This is a genomic window from Enterobacter sp. JBIWA008 (assembly GCF_019968765.1).
Classification (GTDB): domain Bacteria; phylum Pseudomonadota; class Gammaproteobacteria; order Enterobacterales; family Enterobacteriaceae; genus Enterobacter.
This window is the reverse complement of record NZ_CP074149.1, coordinates 4,060,407-4,086,227: the sequence shown is the minus strand read 5'-3', so window position 1 is coordinate 4,086,227 and position 25,821 is coordinate 4,060,407. Positions and strand designations below refer to the sequence as shown.

At 55.6% G+C, this 25,821-nt stretch carries 26 protein-coding genes; 15 read left to right on the top strand and 11 right to left on the bottom strand.

Features of this window, described 5'->3' with window-relative positions; all coding sequences use genetic code 11:
* Window positions 1-156: 156 nt before the first annotated feature.
* On the top strand, window positions 157-894 hold the full coding sequence (gene plsC / locus KGP24_RS19685) for a 1-acylglycerol-3-phosphate O-acyltransferase (protein WP_223561557.1): 738 nt from the start codon (window positions 157-159) through the stop codon (window positions 892-894).
* A gap of 58 nt (window positions 895-952) precedes the next feature.
* The gene (gene ftsP, locus KGP24_RS19680; RefSeq protein WP_223561556.1) at window positions 953-2,365 is read left to right on the top strand and encodes a cell division protein FtsP; all 1,413 of its coding nucleotides are present in this window, start codon (window positions 953-955) and stop codon (window positions 2,363-2,365) included.
* 30 nt (window positions 2,366-2,395) lie between these two features.
* Here ftsP and KGP24_RS19675 read toward each other — a convergent pair whose 3' ends face one another.
* Window positions 2,396-3,871 carry a TrkH family potassium uptake protein gene (locus KGP24_RS19675; RefSeq protein ID WP_223561555.1) on the bottom strand — a complete coding sequence of 492 codons (1,476 nt, stop codon included), beginning with the start codon at window positions 3,869-3,871 and terminating at the stop codon, window positions 2,396-2,398.
* A gap of 199 nt (window positions 3,872-4,070) precedes the next feature.
* Here KGP24_RS19675 and KGP24_RS19670 point away from each other — a divergent pair, with 199 nt between their 5' ends.
* Window positions 4,071-6,242: a YgiQ family radical SAM protein gene (locus KGP24_RS19670; RefSeq protein WP_223561554.1), complete on the top strand. Its 2,172-nt coding sequence runs from the start codon at window positions 4,071-4,073 to the stop codon at window positions 6,240-6,242.
* Between the two features lie 33 nt (window positions 6,243-6,275).
* Here the strand turns inward: KGP24_RS19670 and dkgA are convergent, their stop codons facing one another.
* The gene (dkgA, locus tag KGP24_RS19665) at window positions 6,276-7,103 is read right to left on the bottom strand and encodes a 2,5-didehydrogluconate reductase DkgA (protein WP_223561553.1); all 828 of its coding nucleotides are present in this window, start codon (window positions 7,101-7,103) and stop codon (window positions 6,276-6,278) included.
* Between the two features lie 105 nt (window positions 7,104-7,208).
* Window positions 7,209-8,372 carry an alcohol dehydrogenase gene (yqhD, locus tag KGP24_RS19660; protein ID WP_033146646.1) on the bottom strand — a complete coding sequence of 388 codons (1,164 nt, stop codon included), beginning with the start codon at window positions 8,370-8,372 and terminating at the stop codon, window positions 7,209-7,211.
* A 195-nt stretch (window positions 8,373-8,567) separates the two neighbouring features.
* Here yqhD and KGP24_RS19655 point away from each other — a divergent pair, with 195 nt between their 5' ends.
* Entirely contained in the window at window positions 8,568-9,467 is a 900-nt protein-coding gene (locus KGP24_RS19655; protein WP_223561552.1) for an AraC family transcriptional regulator, read from the top strand.
* Window positions 9,468-9,506: 39 nt separating this feature from the next.
* Here KGP24_RS19655 and yghB read toward each other — a convergent pair whose 3' ends face one another.
* Entirely contained in the window at window positions 9,507-10,166 is a 660-nt protein-coding gene (gene yghB / locus KGP24_RS19650; protein ID WP_223561551.1) for a DedA family general envelope maintenance protein YghB, read from the bottom strand.
* 143 nt (window positions 10,167-10,309) lie between these two features.
* Window positions 10,310-11,497 (bottom strand): cystathionine beta-lyase, encoded by a 1,188-nt coding sequence (gene metC / locus KGP24_RS19645; RefSeq protein ID WP_223561550.1) that lies wholly within the window; start codon window positions 11,495-11,497, stop codon window positions 10,310-10,312.
* Between the two features lie 250 nt (window positions 11,498-11,747).
* On the opposite strand from metC, the gene exbB reads away from it, so the two are divergent.
* On the top strand, window positions 11,748-12,479 hold the full coding sequence (exbB, locus tag KGP24_RS19640) for a tol-pal system-associated acyl-CoA thioesterase (RefSeq protein ID WP_032640587.1): 732 nt from the start codon (window positions 11,748-11,750) through the stop codon (window positions 12,477-12,479).
* 4 nt (window positions 12,480-12,483) lie between these two features.
* Window positions 12,484-12,909 (top strand): TonB system transport protein ExbD, encoded by a 426-nt coding sequence (exbD, locus tag KGP24_RS19635; protein WP_023333404.1) that lies wholly within the window; start codon window positions 12,484-12,486, stop codon window positions 12,907-12,909.
* A gap of 41 nt (window positions 12,910-12,950) precedes the next feature.
* Here the strand turns inward: exbD and KGP24_RS19630 are convergent, their stop codons facing one another.
* Window positions 12,951-13,400, bottom strand: a complete 450-nt coding sequence (locus KGP24_RS19630) for a cytoplasmic protein (protein ID WP_223561549.1) — start codon at window positions 13,398-13,400, stop codon at window positions 12,951-12,953.
* A gap of 1 nt (window position 13,401) precedes the next feature.
* Window positions 13,402-13,806 carry a hypothetical protein gene (locus KGP24_RS19625; RefSeq protein ID WP_023309171.1) on the bottom strand — a complete coding sequence of 135 codons (405 nt, stop codon included), beginning with the start codon at window positions 13,804-13,806 and terminating at the stop codon, window positions 13,402-13,404.
* A 103-nt stretch (window positions 13,807-13,909) separates the two neighbouring features.
* On the opposite strand from KGP24_RS19625, the gene KGP24_RS19620 reads away from it, so the two are divergent.
* Window positions 13,910-14,413: an RNA helicase gene (locus KGP24_RS19620; RefSeq protein WP_223561548.1), complete on the top strand. Its 504-nt coding sequence runs from the start codon at window positions 13,910-13,912 to the stop codon at window positions 14,411-14,413.
* Window positions 14,414-14,493: 80 nt separating this feature from the next.
* On the top strand, window positions 14,494-14,982 hold the full coding sequence (locus tag KGP24_RS19615) for a TIGR00645 family protein (RefSeq protein ID WP_047347852.1): 489 nt from the start codon (window positions 14,494-14,496) through the stop codon (window positions 14,980-14,982).
* Between the two features lie 72 nt (window positions 14,983-15,054).
* Here KGP24_RS19615 and KGP24_RS19610 read toward each other — a convergent pair whose 3' ends face one another.
* The gene (locus KGP24_RS19610; protein WP_223561547.1) at window positions 15,055-16,095 is read right to left on the bottom strand and encodes an aldo/keto reductase; all 1,041 of its coding nucleotides are present in this window, start codon (window positions 16,093-16,095) and stop codon (window positions 15,055-15,057) included.
* Between the two features lie 232 nt (window positions 16,096-16,327).
* Between KGP24_RS19610 and KGP24_RS19605 the strand changes: the two genes are divergently transcribed.
* From KGP24_RS19605 to KGP24_RS19595, 3 genes are all read left to right on the top strand, one after another.
* Window positions 16,328-17,875, top strand: coding sequence for a methyl-accepting chemotaxis protein (locus KGP24_RS19605; protein ID WP_223561546.1), 1,548 nt, complete (start codon window positions 16,328-16,330; stop codon window positions 17,873-17,875).
* A gap of 128 nt (window positions 17,876-18,003) precedes the next feature.
* The gene (locus tag KGP24_RS19600; protein WP_050482967.1) at window positions 18,004-18,258 is read left to right on the top strand and encodes a hypothetical protein; all 255 of its coding nucleotides are present in this window, start codon (window positions 18,004-18,006) and stop codon (window positions 18,256-18,258) included.
* 390 nt (window positions 18,259-18,648) lie between these two features.
* Entirely contained in the window at window positions 18,649-18,927 is a 279-nt protein-coding gene (locus tag KGP24_RS19595) for a hypothetical protein (protein WP_223561545.1), read from the top strand.
* 10 nt (window positions 18,928-18,937) lie between these two features.
* Here KGP24_RS19595 and KGP24_RS19590 read toward each other — a convergent pair whose 3' ends face one another.
* Entirely contained in the window at window positions 18,938-19,528 is a 591-nt protein-coding gene (locus KGP24_RS19590) for a TetR/AcrR family transcriptional regulator (RefSeq protein ID WP_023333391.1), read from the bottom strand.
* A 141-nt stretch (window positions 19,529-19,669) separates the two neighbouring features.
* On the opposite strand from KGP24_RS19590, the gene KGP24_RS19585 reads away from it, so the two are divergent.
* From KGP24_RS19585 to KGP24_RS19575, 3 genes are read left to right on the top strand one after another with little or no spacing between them, the layout of a single operon-like run.
* A complete protein-coding gene (locus tag KGP24_RS19585; protein ID WP_223561544.1) occupies window positions 19,670-20,725 on the top strand; it encodes a sugar phosphate isomerase/epimerase family protein in 1,056 nt (351 codons plus the stop codon).
* Window positions 20,726-20,749: 24 nt separating this feature from the next.
* The gene (locus KGP24_RS19580; RefSeq protein ID WP_223561543.1) at window positions 20,750-21,646 is read left to right on the top strand and encodes an alpha/beta hydrolase; all 897 of its coding nucleotides are present in this window, start codon (window positions 20,750-20,752) and stop codon (window positions 21,644-21,646) included.
* Window positions 21,636-22,538: an alpha/beta hydrolase gene (locus KGP24_RS19575; RefSeq protein WP_223561542.1), complete on the top strand. Its 903-nt coding sequence runs from the start codon at window positions 21,636-21,638 to the stop codon at window positions 22,536-22,538. The genes KGP24_RS19580 and KGP24_RS19575 overlap by 11 nt, the downstream gene beginning before the upstream one ends.
* A 74-nt stretch (window positions 22,539-22,612) precedes the next feature.
* On the opposite strand, the gene KGP24_RS19570 is transcribed toward KGP24_RS19575, so the two are convergent.
* Both KGP24_RS19570 and yghU read right to left on the bottom strand, forming a co-directional pair.
* Window positions 22,613-22,945 (bottom strand): glycine zipper domain-containing protein, encoded by a 333-nt coding sequence (locus KGP24_RS19570; RefSeq protein WP_008499797.1) that lies wholly within the window; start codon window positions 22,943-22,945, stop codon window positions 22,613-22,615.
* Between the two features lie 152 nt (window positions 22,946-23,097).
* Window positions 23,098-23,964, bottom strand: coding sequence for a glutathione-dependent disulfide-bond oxidoreductase (gene yghU, locus KGP24_RS19565; protein ID WP_194401757.1), 867 nt, complete (start codon window positions 23,962-23,964; stop codon window positions 23,098-23,100).
* Between the two features lie 245 nt (window positions 23,965-24,209).
* Here yghU and KGP24_RS19560 point away from each other — a divergent pair, with 245 nt between their 5' ends.
* A complete protein-coding gene (locus KGP24_RS19560) occupies window positions 24,210-25,799 on the top strand; it encodes an ABC transporter substrate-binding protein (protein ID WP_223561541.1) in 1,590 nt (529 codons plus the stop codon).
* The last annotated feature ends 22 nt before the right edge of the window (window positions 25,800-25,821 follow it).

Below are 25,821 nucleotides of genomic sequence, written 5' to 3'. Positions count from 1 at the left end.
ATATCCCCCTCTGTCCGGAGGGGGAATTTCAATAAAATTTCCCGTAAAATCGTTGTTAATTCATGCGTTGCGATTAACAATACGCGCTCGTAATAAAGTCCTTACCTGGCCACAGGTGAAGTATAATTGTCAGCTGTTGGGGCTTCAGAGGTCGCTATGCTATATATTGTTCGTCTTATTCTTACCGTTATCTACTGCATTCTGGTCTGTATTTTCGGTTCTATTTATTGCCTGTTCAGCCCGCGTAATCCGAAGCATGTTGCCACCTTTGGCCATATGTTCGGGCGTCTTGCGCCGCTATTTGGTCTGAAGGTTGAAAAACGTCTGCCTGAAGGGGCGGAGAATTTCGGTAACGCCATCTATATCGCTAACCATCAGAACAATTACGATATGGTAACGGCCTCGAATATCGTGCTTCCACCGACCGTGACGGTGGGGAAAAAAAGCCTGCTGTGGATCCCGTTTTTTGGTCAGCTGTACTGGCTTACCGGTAACCTGCTGATCGACCGTAACAACCGTGCTAAAGCGCACAGCACCATTGCGGAAGTGGTGAATCATTTTAAAAAGCGCAGAATCTCAATCTGGATGTTCCCGGAAGGAACGCGCAGCCGTGGCCGTGGCCTGCTGCCGTTTAAAACCGGTGCGTTTCATGCCGCAATTGCGGCAGGTGTTCCAATTATTCCTGTGTGCGTTTCCAATACTTCGAATAAGATTAATCTTAACCGCCTGAATAATGGGCTGGTGATTGTCGAAATGCTGCCACCCGTCGATACCAGCAAATACGGTAAAGACCAGGTGCGCGAGCTGGCTGCGCACTGCCGTGAGCTGATGGCTCAGCATATTGCGCAGCTCGACAAAGAAGTCGCAGAGAGAGAAGCCGCCGGTAAGATTTAATCCGGCGTTGAAGGGAAAACGAATTCCCGCGTTGTTAGTCGTTTCAGATGGAGCTTATATGTCACTCAGTCGGCGTCAGTTTATTCAGGCTTCGGGGATCGCCCTTTGTGCGGGTGCGATGCCGCTGACAGCCAGCGCCGCCGGGCAGCAACAGCCGCTGCCTATTCCACCATTAATTGAATCCCGTCGCGGTCAGCCGCTTTTCCTGACGCTGCAGCGTAGCCACTGGTCCTTTACCCAGGGAACGCGCGCGCCGGTCTGGGGCATTAACGGACGTTACCTTGGGCCGACCATACGCGTGTGGAGTGGCGATGACGTAAAGCTCATCTACAGCAACCGTACCCCTGAAAATGTCGCCATGACCATCAGCGGCTTACAGGTGCCTGGTCCGTTAATTGGCGGCGCGGCGCGAATGATGTCACCCAGCGCCGATTGGGCGCCCGTTCTGCCGATTCGCCAGAGCGCGGCAACCCTGTGGTATCACGCCAACACGCCTAACCGCACGGCTCAGCAGGTCTATAACGGCCTGGCCGGCATGTGGCTTGTGGAAGATGAGGTCAGCAAATCTCTGCCGATCCCGAATCACTACGGCGTGGATGACTTCCCCATTATCATCCAGGACAAACGTCTGGATAATTTCGGTACGCCGGAATACAGCGAGCCGGGCAGCGGGGGCTTCGTCGGCGATACGCTGCTGGTCAACGGCGCGCAAAGCCCGTATGTCGAAGTCTCGCGCGGCTGGGTGCGTCTGCGTCTGCTCAACGCCTCCAACTCGCGCCGCTATCAGCTGCAAATGAGCGATGGCCGTCCGCTGCACGTGATCTCCGGCGACCAGGGCTTTTTACCGGCGCCGGTTTCCGTTAAACAGCTGGCGCTCTCGCCGGGTGAACGTCGCGAAATTCTTGTGGATATGACCAACGGGGATGAAGTGTCGCTGACCTGCGGTGAAGCGGCGAGCATTGTTGACCGTATTCGCGGGTTCTTTGAACCGTCGAGCATACTTGTCTCGACCCTGGTGCTGACCCTGCGTCCAACCGGTCTGCTGCCGCTGGTGACCGATAGCCTGCCAATGCGTCTGCTGCCGCAGGAGATCATGAGCGGCTCGCCGGTGCGCAGCCGTGATATCAGCCTGGGCGATGACCCGGGGATCAACGGCGCGCTGTGGGACGTCAACCGCATCGACATTACCGCGCAGCAGGGCACCTGGGAGCGCTGGACGGTCCGTTCAGATATGCCGCAGTCGTTCCATATTGAAGGTGTGGCATTCCTGATCCGCAACGTCAACGGTGCGATGCCGTTCCCGGAAGATCGCGGCTGGAAAGATACCGTCTGGGTGGACGGTCAGGTTGAACTGCTTGTCTACTATGGTCAGCCTTCGTGGCCGCACTTCCCGTTCCTGTTCCACAGCCAGACGCTGGAGATGATGGACAGGGGCTCCGTAGGGCAAATGCTGATCAACCCTGCACCTTAATCCTCACATTCCCGGTTCGCCGGGAATGTTTTATGCCCGCCAGAAAAAGCGCGAGAACAGAATCAGCACCGGGTAAATTTCCAGACGCCCTAAGATCATCGCCGCGCACATCAGCAGTTTTGCCCCCTCTGTTAACGTGCCGAACGTCGACGCCGTCTCGCCAAACCCCAGCCCCATGTTGTTGATGCAGGCGGCAACCGTTGCGAAAGAGGTAAACAGGTCGTAGCCCATCAGATTGAGCGACCAGACAAAAAAGCCCGTGATCATTACGTAGAGAAAAAAGAAGCTCCATACCGAGCGCAGGACGCGTTCGTTCACCACGCTTTTGCCCACCTTAATGCTCAGCAGCGCTCTCGGATGCGCCAGCTGGTTCAGCTCCTGAATACTCTGCTTGAACATAATGAGAAAACGCAGGGCTTTGATCCCGCCGCAGGTCGAGCCTACGCAGCCGCCAAAAAAGCTGGCGCTCAACAGCAGGAAGATGGTGTGTGCGGGCCATTGGGCATAGTCGGCTGTCGAAAGGCCGTTATCGGTCATCATCGAACTGGCAAGGAAGAAGGCGTGCACCAGGCTATCCGTGGCGTTGTACATCCCGGCATGCCAGACCTGCCAGGCGGTGATGACAATAATCACCGCGGCGGCGCTTAGAAAGAATTTAACCTCCGGGCTGCGGCGAATCGGTTTCAGGGTGCGTCTGACAATGGCGACGTACCAGAGGGTGAAGTTAAACGCGGAGAGCAGTGAAAACGCCCCGGCAACCAGCTCAATCGCGTGGCTGTCATAAAACCCAATGCTCTCGGTGCGGGTGGAAAACCCACCCAACGACACGGTCGACAGCCCGTGACAGAGAGCGTCAAAAAATGACATTCCCGCCAGCCAGTAGGCCAGGGTGCAGGCCACGCCCAGCGCGAAGTAGGTCACCCACAGCGTGCGCGCGGTATCGGCAAGGCGGGGAGTCAGACGCTCCTCCTTGAACGGCCCCGGCATCTCTGACTGATAGAGCTTCATGCCACCGATGCCCAGCAGCGGCAGGACCGCGACGGCCAGCACGATGACGCCTAACCCGCCAATGAAATTCAGCTGTGCGCGGTAATAAAGGTACGACTTGGGCAGGGCGCTGACGTCCCCGATCACCGTTGCCCCGGTGGTGGTGATCCCGGAAACCCCTTCAAAGAGCGCGTCAGCAAAGGAGAGCTGTAGACCGTCATCCATCCATAGCGGCATGGCGCTAATCAATGAAAACAGCAGCCAGAACAGCACGATAATCACAAAACCGTCGCGGGTGCGCAGCTGTATGCCGGCGTGACGGGTTGCCCGCCAGGCTAGCCCTCCGAGAGTAAAAAAGGTTAAAAAGGTGGTCAGAAAGGCAAAGTAGGTCCGCTCTTTATTCAGCAGGGCGATAACCATCGGCGGCAGCATGGAAAGGCTGTAGAGTAGAACCAGAAAACCGCAGAGGTGAAGGACAACCCGCAGCTGGGATACATGTAACGAATCGTTGGGCTTCACGACAGAACTCCGCGCAATAACACGTTCCGGAGCAAATCACCGGAAAATATAGTGAATATTATGATTCAAAATTATCAGGGCACTGTATTTTAACGGCTTCCACGAATATCTGTCTGTCTGCTGCATCCTTTTCTTCAATTCTGGCGGATGAACAGCGTATAATCCCGCTCCTTTTGTCTATTTTTTCTTCGGAAGCATTATGAGCGCAATTTCCCTGATCCAGCCGGATCGTGACCTCTTCTCCTGGCCCCAGTACTGGGCGGCCTGCTTTGGACCGGCGCCGTTCCTGCCGATGTCCCGGGAAGAGATGGACCAACTGGGCTGGGACAGCTGCGACATTATTCTGGTCACGGGCGATGCCTACGTTGACCATCCGAGCTTCGGTATGGCCATCTGTGGCCGTATGCTTGAAGCGCAGGGCTTCCGCGTGGGGATCATCTCCCAGCCTGACTGGAACAGCAAAGACGACTTTATGCGTCTGGGTAAACCCAACCTGTTCTTCGGCGTGACCGCTGGCAACATGGACTCGATGATCAACCGCTATACCGCCGACCGCAAGCTGCGTCATGACGACGCCTACACCCCGGATAACGTGGCGGGTAAACGCCCCGACCGCGCAACCCTGGTCTATACCCAGCGCTGTAAAGAAGCCTGGAAAGACGTGCCGGTGATCCTGGGCGGCATCGAGGCTAGCCTGCGCCGCACCGCGCACTACGACTACTGGTCAGATACCGTACGCCGCTCGGTGCTGGTGGATTCCAAAGCCGACATGCTGATTTACGGTAACGGTGAGCGTCCGCTGGTGGAAGTGGCGCACCGTCTGTCGCAGGGTGAACCGGTGAGCAGCATTCGCGACGTGCGCAATACCGCCATTATGGTGAAAGAAGCGCTGCCGGGCTGGAGCGGGGTGGATTCCCGCATCATTGATATGCCGGGCAAAATCGACCCGATCCCGCACCCGTACGGCGAAGATCTACCTTGTGCCGATAACAAGCCGGTTGAGCCGAAAAAAGCGGAAGCGAAGGCTATCGTCGTGCAGCCGCCGCGCCCGAAACCGTGGGAAAAGACCTATGTGCTGCTGCCGTCCTACGAGAAGGTGAAGGCCGACAAGGTACTCTATGCGCACGCGTCCCGTATTCTGCACCATGAAACCAACCCTGGCTGCGCCCGCGCGCTGATGCAGAAGCACGGCGAGCGCTTTATCTGGATCAACCCGCCGGCGATCCCGCTCTCCACCGAAGAGATGGACAGCGTCTTTGCGCTGCCTTACAAGCGCGTGCCGCACCCGGCGTACGGCAACGCCCGTATCCCGGCGTATGAGATGATCCGCTTCTCGATCAACATCATGCGCGGCTGTTTCGGCGGCTGTTCCTTCTGCTCCATTACCGAGCACGAAGGCCGTATTATCCAGAGCCGCTCTGAAGATTCGATCATCAATGAGATCGAAGCGATTCGCGACTCGGTGCCGGGCTTTACCGGCGTGATTTCCGACCTTGGCGGCCCAACCGCAAACATGTATATGCTGCGCTGCAAGTCACCGCGCGCGGAGCAAACCTGTCGTCGCCTTTCCTGCGTCTATCCGAGCATTTGCGAGCATATGGACACCAACCATGAGCCGACGATCAACCTCTATCGCCGCGCGCGCGACCTGAAGGGCATCAAGAAGATCCTGATCGCCTCCGGGGTGCGTTATGACATCGCCGTAGAGGATCCGCGCTACATCAAAGAGCTGGCGACGCACCACGTAGGCGGCTATCTGAAGATTGCGCCGGAACACACCGAGGAAGGCCCGCTGTCGAAAATGATGAAGCCGGGCATGGGCAGCTACGATCGCTTTAAAGAGCTGTTCGACACCTACTCGAAGCAGGCGGGCAAAGAGCAGTATCTGATCCCGTACTTCATCTCCGCGCACCCGGGCACGCGCGATGAGGACATGGTCAATCTGGCGCTGTGGCTGAAGCAGCGTCGCTTCCGTCTGGATCAGGTGCAGAACTTCTATCCGTCGCCGCTCGCCAACTCGACGACCATGTATTACACCGGCAAGAACCCGCTGAGTAAGATTGGCTACAAGAGTGAAGAGGTGGTGGTGCCGAAAGGAGATAAACAGCGTCGTCTGCACAAGGCGCTGCTGCGTTACCACGATCCGAAAAACTGGCCGCTGATCCGCCAGGCGCTGGAAGAAATGGGTAAAAAACACCTGATCGGCTCGCGTCGCGACTGCCTGGTTCCGGCCCCGACGCTGGAGGAGATGCGCGAAGCGCGTCGCCAGAATCGCAATACGCGCCCGGCGCTAACCAGGCACACGCCGATTGTGCATCAGCGTTCGAACGGTGGGGCGACGATGAAGAAGCCAGCCAAACGTAAAGCGTAAAATAAAAAACCCCGGCAAGCCGGGGTTTTTTATTTATCCGCCAAACTGATCCGGGTCCGGCCCAAGCCGCTTGCCCTTATCCAGCTTCGCAATCTCACCCAGCTCGTCTTTGTCGAGACGGAAATCCCAGACGTCGAAGTTCTCGGCGACGCGCGATGGCGTGACCGATTTCGGGATCACCACCAGGCCGTTGTCCAGATGCCAGCGAATGACGATCTGCGCCGGGGTTTTGCCGTATTTATCCGCCAGCTCGCGGATAATTTTCTGATCGAATACCCCTTCACCACCCTGCGCCAGCGGGCTCCAGGACTCGGTCTGGATTTTATGCGTGGCGTTCCAGGCGTGAAGCTGACGCTGCTGCATCAGCGGGTGCAGCTCGATCTGGTTAATCACTGGCGCGACGCCCGTCTCGTCAATCAGCCGCTGCAGATGATGAACCTGGAAATTACAGACGCCGATGCTTTTCACCAGCCCCTGTTTCTGCAGCTCAATCATCCCTTTCCAGGCATCAACGTAATGGTCGATGGCCGGAACCGGCCAGTGCATCAGATACAGGTCGACGAAATCGAGCTGGAGCTTTTCCAGGCTCTCCTGCAGGGCTTCGCGGGGACGCTTTTGATCGTCGTTCCACAGTTTCGTGGTGATGAATAACTCATCGCGGGGGACACCGGCGCTGGCCAGTGCGGTACCTACGCCGTCCTCATTTTTGTACGCGGCGGCGGTGTCAATCGACCGATAGCCGACTTCCAGGGCTTTATGAATGGCGGAGACGACCTCGTCGTTACCGGCTTTCCATACACCTAGCCCCAGCTGGGGCATCACGTTGCCGTCCTGCAGCTTGATTACGGTTTGGTTTGCCATTTTTCCTCCTTCAGGTGCGCATCGCCGGAGGGAGACTCCGGCGATGGGGTGTGCATTAAGTCTGGACGAAATGTCAAAAAACGAAAGTCGGGAGGACAAAAACGCTTAGCGTGCCGCTTCGTAGATACGACGGCTCACGTCCAGCGTAATGTCGCCGTGCTCGCCCAGGTGGGTCATGCCGTGTTCTTCGAGTTTCGCCAGCAGGGCAGGGATGGAGCTGCCGTCCAGGCCGTAGCCGGACAGACGCGTTGGCACACCCAGACCTTCAAAGAAGCTGCGGGTCGCTTCGATGGCGGCATCAATCCGCGCATCGTCAGAACCCTCGGTGATGTTCCACACGCGTTCTGCGTACTGCAGCAGTTTGGCACGCTTGGTATCCCGTTTTTCGTTCCACAGGGCAGGCAGCACAACGGCCAGCGTCTGAGCGTGGTCCAGACCGTGCATTGCCGTCAGCTCGTGGCCCAGCATATGGGTTGCCCAGTCCTGCGGTACGCCAGCACCGATCAGGCCGTTCAACGCCTGCGTTGCGGCCCACATGACGTTGGCACGCACGTCGTAGTTTTCCGGCTCTTTCAGCGCTTTCGGACCTTCTTCGACGAGCGTCAGCAGAATGCCTTCCGCGAAACGATCCTGAATTTTGGCATCTACCGGATACGTTACGTACTGCTCAACGGTATGAACAAAGGCATCGACCACGCCGTTCGCCACCTGACGCGCAGGCAGGGTGTAGGTGTAAACCGGATCCAGGATCGCGAATACAGGCTGAACGTGTTCGTTCATGAAGGCCTGCTTATCACCGGTGGTTTTACGGGAGATCACCGCGCCCTTGTTGGATTCAGAACCGGTCGCTGGCAGTGTCAGCACGGAGCCCATCGGAATGGCGCTTTTAATGTCGCTGCCGCGGGTTTCCAGGATGTGCCACGGATCGATGCCGTCAGCGTAGTGCGCTGCCGCCGCGATGAATTTGGTGCCGTCCAGCACGGAGCCGCCGCCGACGGCCAGCAGGAAGGTGATGTTTTCTTCGCGGGCGATTTTCACCGCGTTCATCAGCGTTTCGTAGGACGGGTTTGGCTCGATGCCGCCGAACTCACGCACGTCCAGACCGTCGAGCGCGCTGTAAACCTGATCCAGCACGCCGGTTTTTTTCACGCTGCCGCCACCGTAGGTGATCAGTACGCGGGCGTCAGCAGGGATCTGCGCGCGCAGATCGGCGATAGCGTCTTTACCAAACAGGATGCGGGTTGGGGTGTGAAGATTAAAGTTGTTCATTGCTCGTTCCCTTTAGTGGGTGAAAAACCGTGGTGGCGCAGAGGGCTACCTGATGCTGCTCATTGTGGCCGTCCGGGGCTATCCTCTCAATGCACATTTCTGCCGATGTCTTGCCCATTTCTACAGAGCGCTGGAGAAAGCGCGGAAAAGCACGCACACTGTTAACGTCGGAAACCGTACCCGGAGTAACGTAATATGAACCGTGAGGCTATCTGCCGTCAGCTCACTGCGCAGATTAAAAGACTGATAGATAAAGAAAATGGCGTCAGTGACCTGCTTCCTGACATTCGCCTGCTTTATGGCACGCAGCCCGGTACGCGCACGCCGGTTATGTACCAGCCTGGCATCGTTTTTCTCTTCTCGGGCCATAAAATTGGCTATATCAACGAGCGCGTGTTCCGCTACGACACCAATGAATATCTGCTTCTGACGGTTCCTTTACCCTTCGAATGTGAAACCTTCGCGACAGAGGCCGTTCCGCTAGCCGGTATTCGCGTCAACGTCGATATTCTTCAGCTGCAGGAGCTGCTGATGGAGATTGGTGAAGATGAACTCTTCCAGCCATCGATGGCATCGAGCGGGATTAACTCGGCGACGCTGTCGGAAGAGATCCTCTGCGCCATTGAGCGTCTGCTGGACGTGATGGAGAGGCCGCTGGACGCGCGTATTCTCGGCAAACAGATTATCCGCGAAATTCTCTACCATGTGCTGCTGGGCCCGGGGGGCGGGGCGTTACTGGCCCTGGTGAGCCGACAGACCCACTTCAGCCTGATAAGCCGCGTGCTCAAGCGCATCGAAAGCCAGTACACGGAAAACCTCAGCGTCGACCAGCTGGCGGCGGAAGCAAACATGAGCGTTTCGGCGTTTCACCATAATTTTAAATCGGTGACCAGCACCTCGCCGCTGCAGTACCTCAAAACCTACCGTTTGCATAAGGCGCGGATGCTGATGATCCACGACGGCATGAAGGCCAGCGCGGCGGCGATGCGCGTGGGCTACGAAAGTGCGTCGCAGTTTAGTCGGGAGTTTAAGCGCTATTTTGGCGTCACGCCGGGAGAGGATGCGTCACGTATTAGAACGATGCAGGGAGCTTAGGCTTTTTCCCCTCTCCCCTGTGGGAAGAGGGTGAGGGGGTTACGCGCTGCAGTACTTCTTCTTAATCACCACCGCGATGGTCCCCACCAGCCCTGCCACCAGCAGGAACATCGGCAGCACCATCAGGAATGTCATCACCTGATCTTCGTGGTGTTTCACAAAGGGGATCATATTTAGCGCATATCCGAGCGTGGTAACTACACCCACCCACAGCAGGGCGCTCAGCCAGTTGAAGAACTGGAAGCGGCGGTTTGACAGACCGGAAATGCCCGCCATCGTAGGCAGAAGCGTGCGAACAAACGCGAGGAAACGCCCCGCCAGCAGCGCCAGCAGGCCGTGCCGGTCAAACATGCAGGTCGCACGCTGATGATATTTATGCGGTAACTGCGCCAGCCAGCCTTTCACGACGCGAGTATTGCCCAGCCAGCGGCCCTGCAGATAGCTCAGCCAGCAGCCCAGGCTGGCGGCGGAGGTGAGAATAACCATCGTGGGCGTGAAGTCCATAACGCCTTTGCCGATTAACGCCCCGGCCAGTAAAAGCAGGCTGTCACCGGGTAAAAAAGAGGCTGGCAGTAATCCATTTTCCAGAAACAGAGTTGCGAACATCACGAGATAAACGATACCGACGACGTGAGGGTCCGACAGCGCGGCAAAGTCGTGTTGCCAGAGCGCTGCGATAATATCTTGAATAACAGCCATGGACTTTCCTGTGGAACAGCAGATATAGCGCTATTGTACTCCCTTATTCGCCCGTCGGGTTTGATCCCGGGCGCAACTCATGCAGACTTTTCTACTTGCGGTGTCCACAAAAGCGTCCAGGAAGTACATTTTCAGCCAGCACTCTACACGATACGCTCGAACCCTGCTGCTAAATCGGCAATCAGATCGTCAACATTTTCTAAACCGATATGCAGTCGAATCAGGGTACCGCTGAAGTCCACTTCTCCGCCGGGGCGCAGAGCCGCAACCTGTTCCGGCTGGTTAGGCAGGATCAGGGATTCAAAACCGCCCCAGGAGTAGGCCATGCTGAAGAGGGTAAAATGATCCAGATAGCTCGCCAGCTCGTCGTTATTCAGCCGCTTTTTCAGTACGAACGAGAACAAACCGCTGCTGCCCGTAAAGTCACGCTGCCAGAATTCGTGGCCTTTACTGCCCGGGAACGCGGGATGATTCACGCGCTCAACCTGCGGATGCTGCGCCAGCCATTCGGCCACCTTCAGGCTGCTTTCATGGTGCTGGCGCAGACGAACGCCCAGCGTGCGGATACCGCGGCTGGTCATGTAGGCTGTATCCGCGTCCACCATCTGGCCCATCAGGTAGGCATTTTCACGCAGCTGATCCCAGCAGCGCGCGTTGGAGACCGCAGTGCCAATCATGCCGTCAGAGTGGCCTATCAGGTATTTCGTTGCCGCCTGAATCGAGATATCAATGTCGAATTCCAGGGCTTTAAACAGCACGCCTGCCGCCCAGGTGTTATCGATCATCACGATCGCCTCTGGCGCTTTGCTGCGCACGGCTTTCACGATAGCCGGCACGTCGTGAACTTCCATGGTGAGCGATCCCGGAGATTCCAGGAACACAATTCGCGTGTTTGGCTGAATAAGTTCGGCAATGCCTTCACCAATCAGCGGGTCGAACCAGCCGGTCGTTACTCCGAGCTTGCTGAGGATTTTGGTGCAGAAATCCTGGCTGGGTTCATAGGCGGTGTTGGTCATCAGGATATGGTCGCCCTGTTCCACAAACGCCAGAATGGTGTTGGCGACCGCCGCCGCCCCGCACGGGAACAGCGCGCAGCCCGCGCCGCCTTCCAGCTCGCACATCGCTTCCTGCAGGGAAAAATGGGTTAGCGTGCCGCGACGGCCATAAAATAGCCCGCCTTTCGCGCGGTTGCGCGTGGCGATTTTTTTCTCCTCAACGGTGTCAAACACCAGCGAGGAGGCGCGTTGAATCACGCTGTTGACCGATCCCTGGGTATATTTTTTGCTGCGTCCTGCCTGTACCAGCGTGGTATCAAGATGCTTCTTTGTCATGTTCGCCAACCCTGTTTTATACGTCTGGACGTCCAGACTACCACGATTGGAAAAAACTGCACCCCGAGGCTTATCGAATAAGCAGAAAATATTAGCAAAAATACGCATAAGAAATTTTTACTGCGTAAGCGCAAGGAAAGTGAGCGAAAATTACGGCACCATGTAAATACTAATGAGAACGACTATCAATTCGGCGACGTTTTGATATGATTACGCTCAGATTTTGTGATTTGCGTCCTGGAGATACAGAGTGGGTAATAATTTGATGCAGACGGATCTCTCCGTTTGGGGCATGTATCAGCATGCTGACATCGTGGTTAAGATTGTCATGGTCGGCCTGATTCTGGCGTCCGTTGTCACCTGGGCTATTTTCTTCAGCAAAAGCGCCGAGCTGCTTTCGCAGAAGCGTCGCCTTAAGCGGGAACAGCAGCAGCTGGCCGAAGCCCGCTCTCTCGATCAGGCTTCAGATATGACCTCATCCTTCCACGCGAAAAGCCTGACCACCCTGTTAGTGAATGAAGCACAGAACGAGCTGGAACTCTCCGCTGGCAGTGAAGATAACGAAGGCATCAAAGAACGTACCGGTTTCCGCCTGGAGCGTCGCGTTGCGGCCGTTGGCCGACACATGGGACGCGGCAATGGTTATCTGGCGACCATCGGCGCGATCTCACCGTTCATTGGTCTTTTCGGTACGGTCTGGGGCATCATGAACAGCTTTATCGGTATCGCACAGACCCAAACCACCAACCTGGCGGTCGTGGCGCCGGGTATCGCGGAAGCGCTGCTGGCGACGGCAATTGGTCTGGTTGCCGCTATCCCGGCGGTGGTTATCTACAACATCTTCGCGCGTATGATTGGCAGCTACAAAGCCACGCTGGGTGACGTTGCTGCGCAGGTTCTGCTGCTGCAAAGTCGCGATCTCGACCTGAATGCCAGCTCGGTTAAGCCGGTGCATGCGGCGTCTAAACTGCGCGCAGGTTAATAGTATGGCGATGCGTCTAAACGAAAATCTGGACGATAACGGCGAAATGCATGAAATCAACGTGACGCCGTTTATCGACGTTATGCTGGTTCTGCTGATTATCTTCATGGTGGCTGCGCCGCTGGCGACGGTGGATGTGAAGGTGAATCTGCCTGCCTCTTCCAGCCAGCCACAGCCGCGCCCGGAGAAACCTGTCTACCTGTCGGTGAAGGCGGATAAATCCATGTTCCTCGGCAACGACCCCGTGACGGCTGACTCAGTCATCCCGGCGCTGGAGCAGCTTACCGGCGGTAAGAAAGACACCACGGTCTTCTTCCGTGCGGATAAAACCGTTGATTATGAAACCATGATGAAGGTAATGGACACGCTGCATCAGGCGGGTTACCTGAAGATTGGACTGGTCGGCGAAGAGAAAGCGGCCTCGAAATGAAAAGAAGCTGGCGGAAGCCGGCTTTTTTTATGCCTGTCGGTTTATGCGTTTTTGTTATCCGTCGGGGCGGTAGAAGGGGGGGCCAGAGCGTTCTCATCAAGCGCCACACAGGTGACGTTAGAAGTACGGTACTCACCGTCTGACAGCTTGCGCGTCAGGCGAAGGGTGGCGATTTCTCTGGCAAGCAGATACTGATAATTGGCCTCAAGACGCCCGAGAAGCTTCTCTTTCAGCTCTGGCCGCTCTTCAATGATGGCGTTCATCACGGCACCATAAATTTCTTCTTTGACCTGCAGCGGATAAATTTCACGGCGATTCTGCCATTTCAGACGAACCAGCGTCGCCGGGATCGATACCAGGTCTTGTGTAATACGCGTCATCTCGTTATTTTTTGTGTTTCTCAGCGCATCGAGATTTTGCTTTAAGATAAATTCATCACTTTTTTTATCATCTAAAGTCAAATAAACGTCGTTGTTTTTAACTTCTTCCACGTTAATCTTCCCCCAGACTATAAAAAATTGGGTTGTTTTTTTCGCGTGTAATTAAATTAAGCCAAATTTCATTGCCCGCTTCATTAATTTCTTCGGTTTTCTCGGCCATTATTTGACTGAGTTTCTGGGCATCTATTTCACCCTCGGCCTGCAGGTCATTAAGCAGGTGGACAAAGGCTTCAATTTTTATGGCGCGAAATAAGCGGTCTTTTATATGGCGATCGTGCTCTTCCAGCAACATATTTCGGGATTTGCCAGTTCGGGAAACACCAATTAATATATCGGGCTCAAAATCAGAGAGCTTTCTTTTCCCCTGAGTGAAACTGGCCTCTTTTTCTGCTTCCGTCGGTTGCTGTTCCACAGGCGTGATGTGGTACTTAGCCGGGACGAGATAGTCGGGCAGCATTTTTAATTTCCTTTAATTTCAACAGGGTGGGGTTGGTAAAGGCGTGAGATTCGTTGACAATATCATGAGGCAAATTTAAAATCAAAAAAAATGGAGCCTACCCATGAACAGCATCTTTTTTACGGTCATCACATTACTATTACTGACCGCTGGTGTGCTTTTATTGATGCAGGAGTTCAATAAAACCAAAGTGTCGAAAGACACCAGTGAACCCCCGCAACCTGAACTGATGACAAAAGAGGAAGGTGAAGACCATTTCTCTGTATTGATGAACTCCATTACGCCTGTCTGGTACTGGCGGGTGAACCACGAATATATCGACTTTTTACATGCGACAATTAAGCGCATGAAAATGTCGGAAATTAATGACACGCCCGGACTGTTTGAGGCGCAGCGTCGCTGTAGCGATCTGAATTCAGCAGTCTATAAATATTATGACAATATCAAAAAACGCTGTCTTAACGGCGAAAAGGTCTCTTATTCCGATCTGGACGTATTAAATTTGCGGCAGTGTTTTCGTGAGTTCAGTCTGGAAGCCTATCCTGAGCTGGTGGCGCTTGTCTGGCCGGAGTACGCACGTCCCGAGGTTAACCCGGATAACGTCTGAGTGACGTACTGTTGAGTATTGCAAACAGTCAGCGCCGTTGAGATATACTGGGCGCTCGTTTCTTTTGCAAACAGGACTCTATGGAACGCTTTTTTGAAAATGCCATGTACGCCTCTCGCTGGATACTGGCCCCCGTCTATTTTGGCCTTTCGCTGGCACTTGTCGCGCTGACGATTAAGTTCTTTCAGGAAATCTGGCATGTTCTGCCGAACATTTTTTCCATTGCCGAAGCGGATTTGATTCTGGTTCTGCTTTCGCTGGTGGATATGACCCTGGTGGGCGGGCTGCTGGTGATGGTGATGTTCTCCGGCTACGAGAATTTTGTCTCCCAGCTTGATATCGACGAGCGTAAAGAGAAGCTCAGCTGGCTGGGCAAAATGGATGCTTCGTCGCTGAAGAATAAAGTGGCCGCGTCGATTGTGGCAATCTCCTCTATCCACCTGTTACGCGTGTTTATGGACGCGAAGAACGTGCCGGATAATAAACTGATGTGGTACGTCATCATCCACCTTACGTTTGTGCTGTCTGCGTTTGTGATGGGGTATCTGGATAAGATCAGTAAGAAATAAAGTACACCTTACCCCTCACCCCGCCCTCTTCCCCAAAGGGGATAAGGTGAGGGGAGAGGGCATCAGACCGCACTATTTATCCGACGACGCCTGCCACAGATTCAACTCCCCGTCCGCAACATGCTGGTCAATTCGCTTGAGTTCGTCCTCCGTAAAGCGCAGGTTTTCCAGCGCCTGAACGTTCTCTTCCAGCTGTTCCGGGCGGCTCGCGCCAATCAGCACGGAGGTTACGCGTTCATCCTTGAGCAGCCAGCTTAGCGCCATCTGCGCCATGGTTTGTCCGCGCGCCTGCGCCATCTCATTCAGCAGGCGAAGGCTGCTCAGGTTGGCGTCGGTGAGCATCTTCTGCGTCAGGCCGCGCACTTTATTTCCTTCGCGCTGCATGCGTGAACCTTCAGGAATACCGTTCAGGTATTTTCCGGTCAGCAGCCCCTGCGCCAGCGGGGTAAAGGCGATACACCCCGTACCCTTTGCTTCCAGCGCATCCAGCAAGCCGGTCTTATCGACCCAGCGGTTAAGCAGGTTATAGGACGGCTGGTGGATCAGCAGCGGGAGCTTCCACTCGCGCAGCAGCTCGGCCATTTTTAGCGTGCGCTCGGTCGAGTAGGAGGAAATACCCACATACAGCGCTTTACCACTCTGCACGGCGTGGGCCAGCGCAGAGGCCGTCTCTTCCATCGGCGTGTTTTCATCCACGCGGTGGGAGTAGAAAATATCCACGTATTCGACGCCCAGACGCTTCAGGCTCTGGTCGAGGCTGGCGAGCAAATATTTGCGTGAACCGCCCGAACCGTACGGCCCCGGCCACATGTCGTATCCCGCCTTGGTGGAGATAATCAGCTCGTCGCGGTACGCGGCAAAGTCCTCACGCAGCAGGCGGCCAAAATTCTCTTCCGCGCTACCCGCCGGAGGTCCGTAGTTATTGGCGAGATCGAAATGGGTGATGCCGAGATCGAAGGCTTTTCGCAGCAGCGCGCGCTGGGCATCAAGAGGCTGGACGTGGCCGAAGCTATGCCACAGTCCCAGCGACAGCGCGGGCAGGCGCAGGCCACTTTTGCCGCAATAACGGTATTGCATATTCTCATAGCGGCCGGGGTAAGGGTGCCAGGACATGATGTCTCCTTTCTTATCGATGAATTTTTTCGAAACAACGTTTTCATTCTGAACTTATCACATCACAAATTACATCACTAAGCGCGGGCATAATGGTTAACGGTAGCTGTGCGACCAGTGAAGCCACGCTAATTAAAAATGATCACAAAACGTTATAATTTCCCTCGTTCCTGCCGATAACGAGAGTAGTACTCGCCTCTGGGCGAACTCACCCTCACGGCAAGGAAGACTTATGAATATGCTCCGTAATTTCACGATCCGCTTCGTCATGCTGACGATTCTCGGGATCTTTTGTTTAATGTGGGCGGGCGTTGGGTTGTACAGCACCTGGTCCCTTTCTCGCGTTTCAGATGGTAATGAAGTCGATCGCCAGCTGGTTAAACAGATGACGGTACTCAGCCAGGGTAACGATCAATATTTCCGCTTCGTGACCCGACTGAGCCGCGCTATGGAAGTCAAAGCCGCAGGCGGCACGCCCGATTTGGCTCCTGCCCAACAGGCGCTGGATAACATGGGTAAAAAACTGTCCGAGATGAAAGCGATCTCCCCCGGTCCGATGGATGAGCAGGTTTCTTCCCGGGTGATCGGCTCCTGGCAGGCGCTGCTCGAGCAGGGCGTAACGCCGCAAATGCAGCAGGCGAAGCAGGGCGTTCTGGAGGCGTATCGCCAGCAGGCCAACAACGTCACGCCGCCGCTGAGCCGGGCGTTTGGTGCGGCCGCTGAGGAGTTCAACAATGCCGCAGCGAAGTCGCTCGACAGCACCCGCGTGGTAGTGGATGGCCTGACAAGCATGACCCGCACGGTGATTATCGTCGCTACGATTATCGGCCTGCTGATCCTGCTTTTCACCGACCGTTACCTGGTCGCGATGCTGGTCAAACCGCTTGCTCGCATTCGCCAGCAGTTCCGCCAGATAGCCCAGGGCGATCTCAGCCAGCCGATTGAGCCGTTCGGCCGCAACTGTGTGGGACAGCTGGTACCGCTGCTGAGCGCTATGCAGGACAGCCTGCGCGAAGCGGTCAGTACGATTCGCTCCGGCAGTGAAAATATCTGGCGCGGCGCGACGGAAATCTCCAGCGGTAACAACGATCTCTCTTCCCGTACCGAAGAGCAGGCGGCTGCGCTGGAAGAGACGGCAGCCAGCATGGAACAGTTGACCGCCACGGTGAAGCTGAACGCGGAAAGCGCGCGTCAGGCCAGCCAGCTGGCCGATGTGGCCTCAACCACGGCCAGCCGCGGCGGCTCGCTGGTGGAAGAGGTGGTAACCACCATGAGCGGCATTTCGGAAAGCTCGAAGAAAATTGCTGAAATCACTAACGTTATCAACAGCATTGCCTTCCAGACCAATATTCTGGCACTTAATGCGGCGGTTGAAGCGGCGCGCGCGGGCGAACAGGGTCGTGGTTTCGCCGTGGTGGCAGGTGAAGTCCGCAACCTGGCAAGCCGCAGCGCCAACGCGGCCAAAGAGATTGAGGGGCTGATTACCGACTCCGTTTCCCGCGTTGAGCAGGGGGCGCAGCTGGTGAGCGACACCGGCACCACCATGGATGCGATTTTGCGCGACGTGACGGAAGTGACGACCATTATGAAGCAAATTGCCTCGGCCTCTGAGGAGCAGAGTAAGGGCATTTCGCAGGTCGGAATTGCCATTACCCAGATGGACGGCGTTACGCAGCAAAACGCCTCGCTGGTGGAGGAGGTTTCTGCAGCAGCGGCGGCGCTGGAGCGTCAGACCGAAGAGCTTCAGCGCTCGGTGCAGAAGTTCCGCCTGACGGCATAACGCAACGTTGCAAGGCCGCCTTGTGCGGCCTTGCATTATTAACGCCTTCCTCATTCAGCGCGCGCTGAAACTGCTATTCTTTTGCTAACCCCCCTGACGTTCTGGGCTCTCTTCTATGAGGTGTTGCTATGAACAGATCGTTGTCCGTCATCCCTGTACTATCTTTCATGTTTCTTGTGCTGTTTTCGGTATCTGTCAGCGCCACCCAGCAGGCGCAGGAGCGGCGTGTGTCGCGTGATGTCAGGCAGGAAACCCGCGACGCGTCACGGCAGGTGAAGCAGACCTGCGTGGCGAACAATAACCAGAGTAATCACGACTGCCGTCAGGACAAGCGTCAGATGAAACAGGCCGGACGGCAAAAAGCGCGGGATATTAAGTATTAATCAGATTTGCGAGACGGCTTCCGGGAATGCCCCTTGTCGGCTCGGGCAATACTGCAAGGTCTTAACCCAGTTGCTCCTCGGCCGCGCCCTGCCAGAGGAGATGGCGCGCGTGATAGAGGATTTGCTGTGTGAGCTGGTGGGATATTACGCCGATACGCTGAAAGCGCCGCGCTGGATAAATACGCCGGAAGGTCATATCGCGATTAATTAAGATTGTTTTATGTTGCCGGGCGGCGGCTGCGCCTTGCCCGGCCTACGTTATTATTTTCATATGTTAATGTAACAATATATTTGGCATTTTCTGCACTGTAACGGCGATGGGAATTAATATAGCCTTAAGCTCCTCCCGAAATTATTAATTTTCTTATTTTACCGGAAATAATACAGTCTATGAAAAAGTCCTATATTGTATTGGCCGTCATGGCAGGCTTGTCTATGGGTAATTCAGCAATGGCGCAAAGCGTCACCGTGGATGTCCCGAGCGGTTATAAAGTGGTGATTGTCCCGTCATCCACCACGGTTCCGCAGGCGGTAACCGTCGCGCCTGCACCGTCACAAACTGTCTATGCCGCGCCAGCGCCTGCTCCGGTTTATCACCCGCGTGCGCGGCATGTGGCGAGCGTGGCGGAAGGGATGGTGATTGAGCATCAGTACGACGATCATCATTGATGCTTCGCACTCAGCAATGCGGCAGCAGGCTAAGCGCTTGCTTAACCGCCGCCTGCAAACGAGATTCCGGAACACCGTCCCTGGCCTGCACCGACAAACCATGTAAAAAGACGGCAAAATAGTCTCCCAGACTCTCTGCATCGGTCGTATCCGGCAGTTCACCGTTATGCACTGCCTGGTGAAGACGATCGATGATCTGCTGCGTACGCTGCAGGCGATGCTGTGCCAGCCAGGTTTTGAGCGTTTCATTTTCCGCACTGACGCTGGCTGCAGAGGCCACCACCATACATCCTTGCGGCAAATCCGGATGGCAGTACAGGTGAACCGCATCCATTAACAGCGTCTGGATGGTATCCCGCACGTTGCCCCCTGCAGATAAGGCCCGATCCGCAAAACCGCCTTCCTGTTTTTCGTAATCGGCAATCGCTTCCCGAAAGAGCTGTTCTTTTGAACCGAACGCCTTGTAAATCCGTGCCGATGCAATCCCCAGCTCTGCCACCAGATCCGACATTGAGGTTCCTTCATAACCCTGTCGCCAGAACAGGTTGCGCGCTTTGATAAGCGCCTGGTCACGATCGAACTGGCGCGGTCTGCCTGCCATTTTGTTGCTCCGGTTGGTCCTGAATTCAGTGAAACAGGATCGCCTAAATCATCTGGATTACCAATGAATTTATAATTTTTGCTTGAGGTTATCCGGCTTTAATCCTATTGTTTGTCAGTCGACAAACAATAGGATTATACGATGAAAACCCTCAAAGGTCCCTCTCTCCATCTGGCTCAGTTCAGCGATGATGCGGCCCCATTCAATAATTTGCCTGCGATAGCCCGGTGGGCAGCGGAAACCGGTTTTAAGGCATTACAAATCCCGGCCTGGGACCGTCGGCTGTTCGACGTCGCGACGGCGGCGGAAAGCCAGACCTATTGTGACGATCTTACCGGTATGCTGGCGGAGCATGGCCTGGTCGTGAGTGAGCTGACCAGCCACATCTTCGGCCAGCTAATGGCGGTACATCCTGCTTACGACAGCTTATGCGACAGCTTTGCGCCGCCGGAAGTACACGGCAACCCACAGGCCCGCGGCGAGTGGGCACGGCAACAGCTGCTGATGGCGGTTAAGGCTTCCGCGCGGCTTGGCCTCAGCGATCTGGGTACCTTCTCTGGCTCGCTGGCGTGGCCCTATCTGTTCCCGTTTCCGCAGCGCCCGGAAGGGTTAATTGAAACCGCCTTTGACGAGCTGGCCAGGCGCTGGATGCCGGTGCTCAACGCCTGTGACGAGCAGGGCATTAACCTCTGCTATGAGATCCACCCGAGTGAAGATCTGCATGATGGGGTAACGTTTGAAATGTTCTATCAAAGGGTGAAAGAGCATCCTCGCTGCCGGATACTTTTTGACCCAAGCCATATGGTGCTTCAGCAGCTTAACTATCTGGAATTTATTGATATCTATAAGGACGTTATCAGCATGTTCCACGTGAAAGACGCTGAATTTAATCCGACCGGTCGTCAGGGTATTTATGGTGGCTATCAGTCATGGGTGGATCGTGCAGGACGTTTCCGGTCACTGGGCGACGGCCAGGTTGATTTCAGGGCCATTTTCTCGAAGCTGACCCAATACGATTATGACGGCTGGGCAACCCTGGAGTGGGAGTGCTGTCTGAAAAATCCGCTGGATGGTGCCAGAGAAGGGGCAGCGTTCATCCGCGACCACATTATTCACATCACCGATAAAGTCTTCGATGATTTCGCCGTTGCGCCAGTTAACCCTCAGCAAATCAACGCATTACTCGGCATTCGCTAAACCGTCACATTACAGGGAATTCTTATGGAACAACAATATGATGGGATCCTGAACCAGGATCTCAGGGCGGAACATGTCTATACGAAAGTGGAAGGACAACGAATTCATTGCGTCGTGGCGGGCAAAGGCCAACCGGTTCTGCTGATACCCGGTTGGCCTCAAACCTGGTATACGTGGCGTTACGTCATGCAGGCGCTGGCGGCGGCGGGGTTTCAGGCGATAGCGGTTGATCCACCCGGCATCGGGGATTCCGATAAACCGCGCGACGGCTATGACACCGGACGCGTTGGCGCCATCCTGCATACCATGATGGCGCAACTGGGGCATTCACAGTACCGCATAGTGGGCCACGATATTGGCATGTGGATTGGTTACGCCATGGCAAGCGATTTTCCGGATGCGGTGGAGCGTCTTGTGCTGACCGAAGCGGTTATCCCAGGCCTGGCTCCGCCGCCGACGATTTTCGTCGCACCGGAAGAGAACATTTTTCTTTGGCACTTCATGTTTAACCAGCTGGCGGATTTACCCGAAACCCTAACCCACGGGCGTGAATCACAATATCTCAGCTTTATTTTCGACCGCTGGGCACATCGCCGCGAGCGGGTGGCTGCAAAGGTGTATATCGACGCCTATTCGACACCTGGAGGACTGCGCGCAGGCTTTGACTATTATCGAGCGATCCCGGAAACCATCCGGCAGAACCAGCGCCGCGCGCAAACGCCTTTAACCATGCCGGTGCTGACGGTGGGAGCCGAGCATGCGACGCGCGATGCGCCGCTGATAACCCTCCAGGGCAATGCCCTGGATCTGCGGGGTGAGACGGTGGCCGACTGCGGGCATTTTATTACCGAAGAGTGCCATGAGGCGTTTATTGGGCTAATCGTACCCTTTCTCTCAGAGGACACCGATCGTGCCGCTTGATAAACACATTGCTGACTTTCTGGCTGCATCATCGGGCACGCCGCAACCGGCGTCGTTAGCCGACCTGCGTGCCGCCACCGACGTGGATTTGTTGCGGCTGCAGGGCGAGCAAGAAACCGGTGGCACCATTCAACATTACGTTGTGATCGCCGATGATGGCTACGCTATCGGCCTTCGCGCCTATACGCCTGCTGCCTCAGACGCTGAAATTGCGCAGCCTGCAATGCTGTTTGCTCACGGCGGTGGATGGTGTCTGGGATCGCTGTCGTTGTACGATCGCCCCTGTCAGGCATTGGCTAATGCTACTGGCCGGAAAATACTCTCCGTAGATTACCGTCTGGCGCCGGAGTTCCCCTTCCCAAGGCCGTTAGAAGATGTTTATCAGGCACTGTGCTGGGCCAGTGAACAGGCCGCGCCTCTGGGGATAGATGCGACCCGTCTGGCGGTGGGCGGCGACAGTGCAGGCGGCAATCTTGCTGCCGCGACAACGCTGCTGGCACGGGAGCGCGGCGGGCCTCATATAGAGCATCAGTTGCTGCTCTACCCGGCGTTAAGTCGCGATATGTCGACCGAAAGCTATTGTGAATTTGCTGAAGGTTATTTTTTAACGCGTGATGCGATGGCGTTTTGCTGGGAAAACTATCTGGGAAACCGTCGTCATCCCTATGCCGAACCGCTGCATATGGCTTCGCTGAGGGGGTTACCGCCAGCAACCATCCTGAGTTGTGAATACGATCCCCTGCGCGATGAGGCTGAAGCCTATGCTCTGCGGCTTGAGGAGGCGGGGGTGCCAGTACGCTGTGAACGGTTGCCGGGAATGGTGCATGCCTGCATTCATATGTCAGGGTTAACGCCAGCCGCGCGTCGGTTGTTCGAACATGCGCGTATCTGATTCAGAAAACACAAAAAACCCAGCGCGATCGCTGGGTTTTTTATTCATACCGGTTCGGAAGGTGGCACATCGCCTCAGTGGGTCGCTTCACCAATCAGCGCACCCGTGCCCGCACCAACGGCCGCACCTTTCAGCACGCTCTTGCCGGTAACCGCTGCTGCACCTGCGCCTACGGCAGCCCCTACCGCGCCGCCCTTACGCGCGGCTTTACCTTTGTCGCCGTTTTTGAACATGGCACCTGTGCCTGCGCCCACGACGGCGCCGCCAACGGTCGATTTCAGATCTTTGCCCGTGGCCGCGCCAATTGCCGCACCTGCTACCGCGCCAGCGGCGGTTTTGTCGATGGCCATTCCCGAGGTGGAAAAAATGAGGGCGCTGATAACCAGCGTTGTTTTAATAAGTTTCATAACAGATCCTTTGTGACTGCTGTCGGTTGAGACGTCGTTTCTCACGCGAGAAAAACGTCCAGATAGTGCCAGCAATACCGGCTCAACCTTTAAGCTAATCATGCCCTGGGCAGGGATCTCAGTTGCCGGGCGGGAACCCGCCCAGCTGAACATTACGCCTGACGTTTATCTTCGGTATTGGTATCGAAGTCGCTCGCCGCGTGGCGCTCGTGGAGCTGCTCGTTCAGCTCGCCGCTGGTGCGGTTAACGATACGTCCGCGCTTAACGGCATGACGATTCGCCACGTCATTCGCCCAGCGCTGGACGTTGGTGTACTTCCCGGCGTCCAGGAACTCGGCGGCGTTGTATACGCTGCCCAGCGCCACGCAGCCGAACCACGGCCAGATGGCGATATCCGCGATGGTGTACTCCTCGCCCGCCACGTAGCGACCGCGCGCCAGCTGTTTATCCAGCACGTCGAACAGGCGTTTGGCTTCCATGGTGAAGCGGTCAATCGCGTACTCAATCTTCACCGGCGCATAGTTATAGAAGTGACCAAAACCGCCGCCGAGGAACGGCGCCGCACCCTGCAGCCAGAACAGCCAGTTCAGCGTCTCGGTGCGTCCCGCCGGATCTTTCGGCAGGAAGTGACCGAATTTCTCTGCCAGGTAGAGCAGGATATTGCCGGATTCAAATACGCGCGTTGGCGGGTTCGTGGAGTGGTCGCGAAGTGCCGGTATTTTCGAGTTCGGGTTCACCTCAACAAACCCGCTGGAGAACTGATCGCCCTCGCCGATGCGAATTAACCAGGCGTCATATTCCGCGCCCGTCACGCCCAGCGCCAGCAGCTCTTCGAGCATGATCGTCACTTTCTGGCCGTTCGGTGTCCCGAGAGAGTAAAGCTGCAGCGGGTGGGAGCCCACGGGCAGATCTTTCTCATGGGTCGCGCCGGAAATCGGGCGGTTGATGTTGGCGAACGCGCCGCCGCCGTTCTTTTTCCATTCCCACACTTTTGGTGGCTGATACGTGTTGTCTGACATGCTGGCCTGCCTTTTGAGTGATGTGTTGAGGCAGTGTAGCAGGAGATTTGTGAACCGTTTAACGTTGCGAGCGCAATCAATTAACCGCTATTCCTTATGGCGCTTATATATAACAAATCCGGCATAAGCTTAATCGAAAATCGCATTTTCATAATTAATGCGTAAACCGATAAAGCTGAATATGATGCTTCAACATAAATAAAAGATGCAGTAATAAACGCTTTATAAGGCAAGGAGTTAGTGAGATGCGCAAGCTTCTGTTATCGGCGGTGGTCGTTTTGCTCGCGTTAGGCCTGGCTGGCTGTGATGATGCGAAAAATAAAGAGACAAATACGCCCTCAGCGGCAAAAAACGACGCGCCAAAAGAGGGTGGTTCGCTAATTATTGGAATTACCTCCGGCGACCCGTTAGCCGTTAATCCACTCTATGCCAGCGACCGCACAACGTTAACCATCATGCAGGCGCTGTATGCTCCCCTCTATAGCTTCAACAACGGTAAGATCGAATGGGGCCTGGCGGAAAGCCTGACGCCCTCCGCCGACAACCTGAGCTATACCCTGAAGTTAAAACCCAACCTGAAATGGCAGGACGGCCAGCCGCTGACGGCAGACGACGTGGTCTTTACGTTCAATAAGCTGCTGGATGCCAAGCAGCACAGCTTTTTCCGCAGCATGTTCACCTACGGCGGCAAGCCTGTTGAGGTGAGCAAGGTTGATGACCGTACCCTTAAGTTCACCTTACCGCAGGTCAGCGCGGCCTTTACCGGCACTCTGGTACAGATCTACCCGATCCCGCAGCACGTGTTCGCCGGTGAAGGCGACCTGGAAAAGAGCACCAAAAACGATGCGCCGGTAGGCTCAGGGCCGTTTAAATTCAAAGAGTACCGCGCCGGGCAATATTACGCCCTGACCCGTTTTGACGATTACTGGAACGGAAAAGCGAAGCTTGATTCGGTCACCTACCGTTTCGCCAAAGACAGCAACGCCGCCAACCTTGCGCTGCAAAACGGTGAAATCAACCTCAAGATGGTTGACCCGCAGGACGTGAACCGCCTGAAAAATACCGGTAAGTTTGACTTCGTGGTCTATCCGGAAGGTCGTCTGGCCTATATGACGTTCAACCAGAACGTGCCGGTGATGAAGAGCAAAGCGCTGCGTCAGGCCATCGCGTATGCCATCAACAAAGACGAGCTCACCCAGACCGCGTTTACCTCGCTGGACTACGCCAAACCGGCAACCTCGTTCCTGACGCCCGATACGCTTTACAAGACGGATGACGTCGAGCAGTACAAATTTGACCTGCAAAAAGCCAAAGAGCTGCTTAAAGCGTCCGGCGCGCCGGAAAATCTGAAGCTGCGCCTGGCGTATGTGAACACCAACAAAACCCAGGAGAGCATGGCGCTCTATATTCAGCAGGCTCTGAAGGGGATTGGGGTGAACGTGGAGTTGATGCCGCTGGACTCCAACGCGATGTCCCAGCGCAGCCTCGATATGAACAATACCGCGTGGGAGCTAAACCTGGGCGGCTACATCATGGGCTCAGAGCCAGACGGCTATAAATCGCTGTTCATGAGCAACGAAGCCTATAACTACGCGCACTACAAAAATCCGCAGTTTGATGCCCTGTGGGATAAAGGCGCAGTGGAAACCGACGCCGCGAAACGCGCCGATATCTACAAGCAAATTCAGCAGACCGTGGCAAACGACATGACGTACTACCCGATCGCCTACACCAATGCGACCGTCGCGGTGGACAAGCGATTCGGCGGCACCCAGGAGGCAGAGCCGAAACCGGTCTATCTGTTCCAGGATCTGTCAAAAATCTATCAGAAATAAGTGATTGCCCCGGCCGACAGGT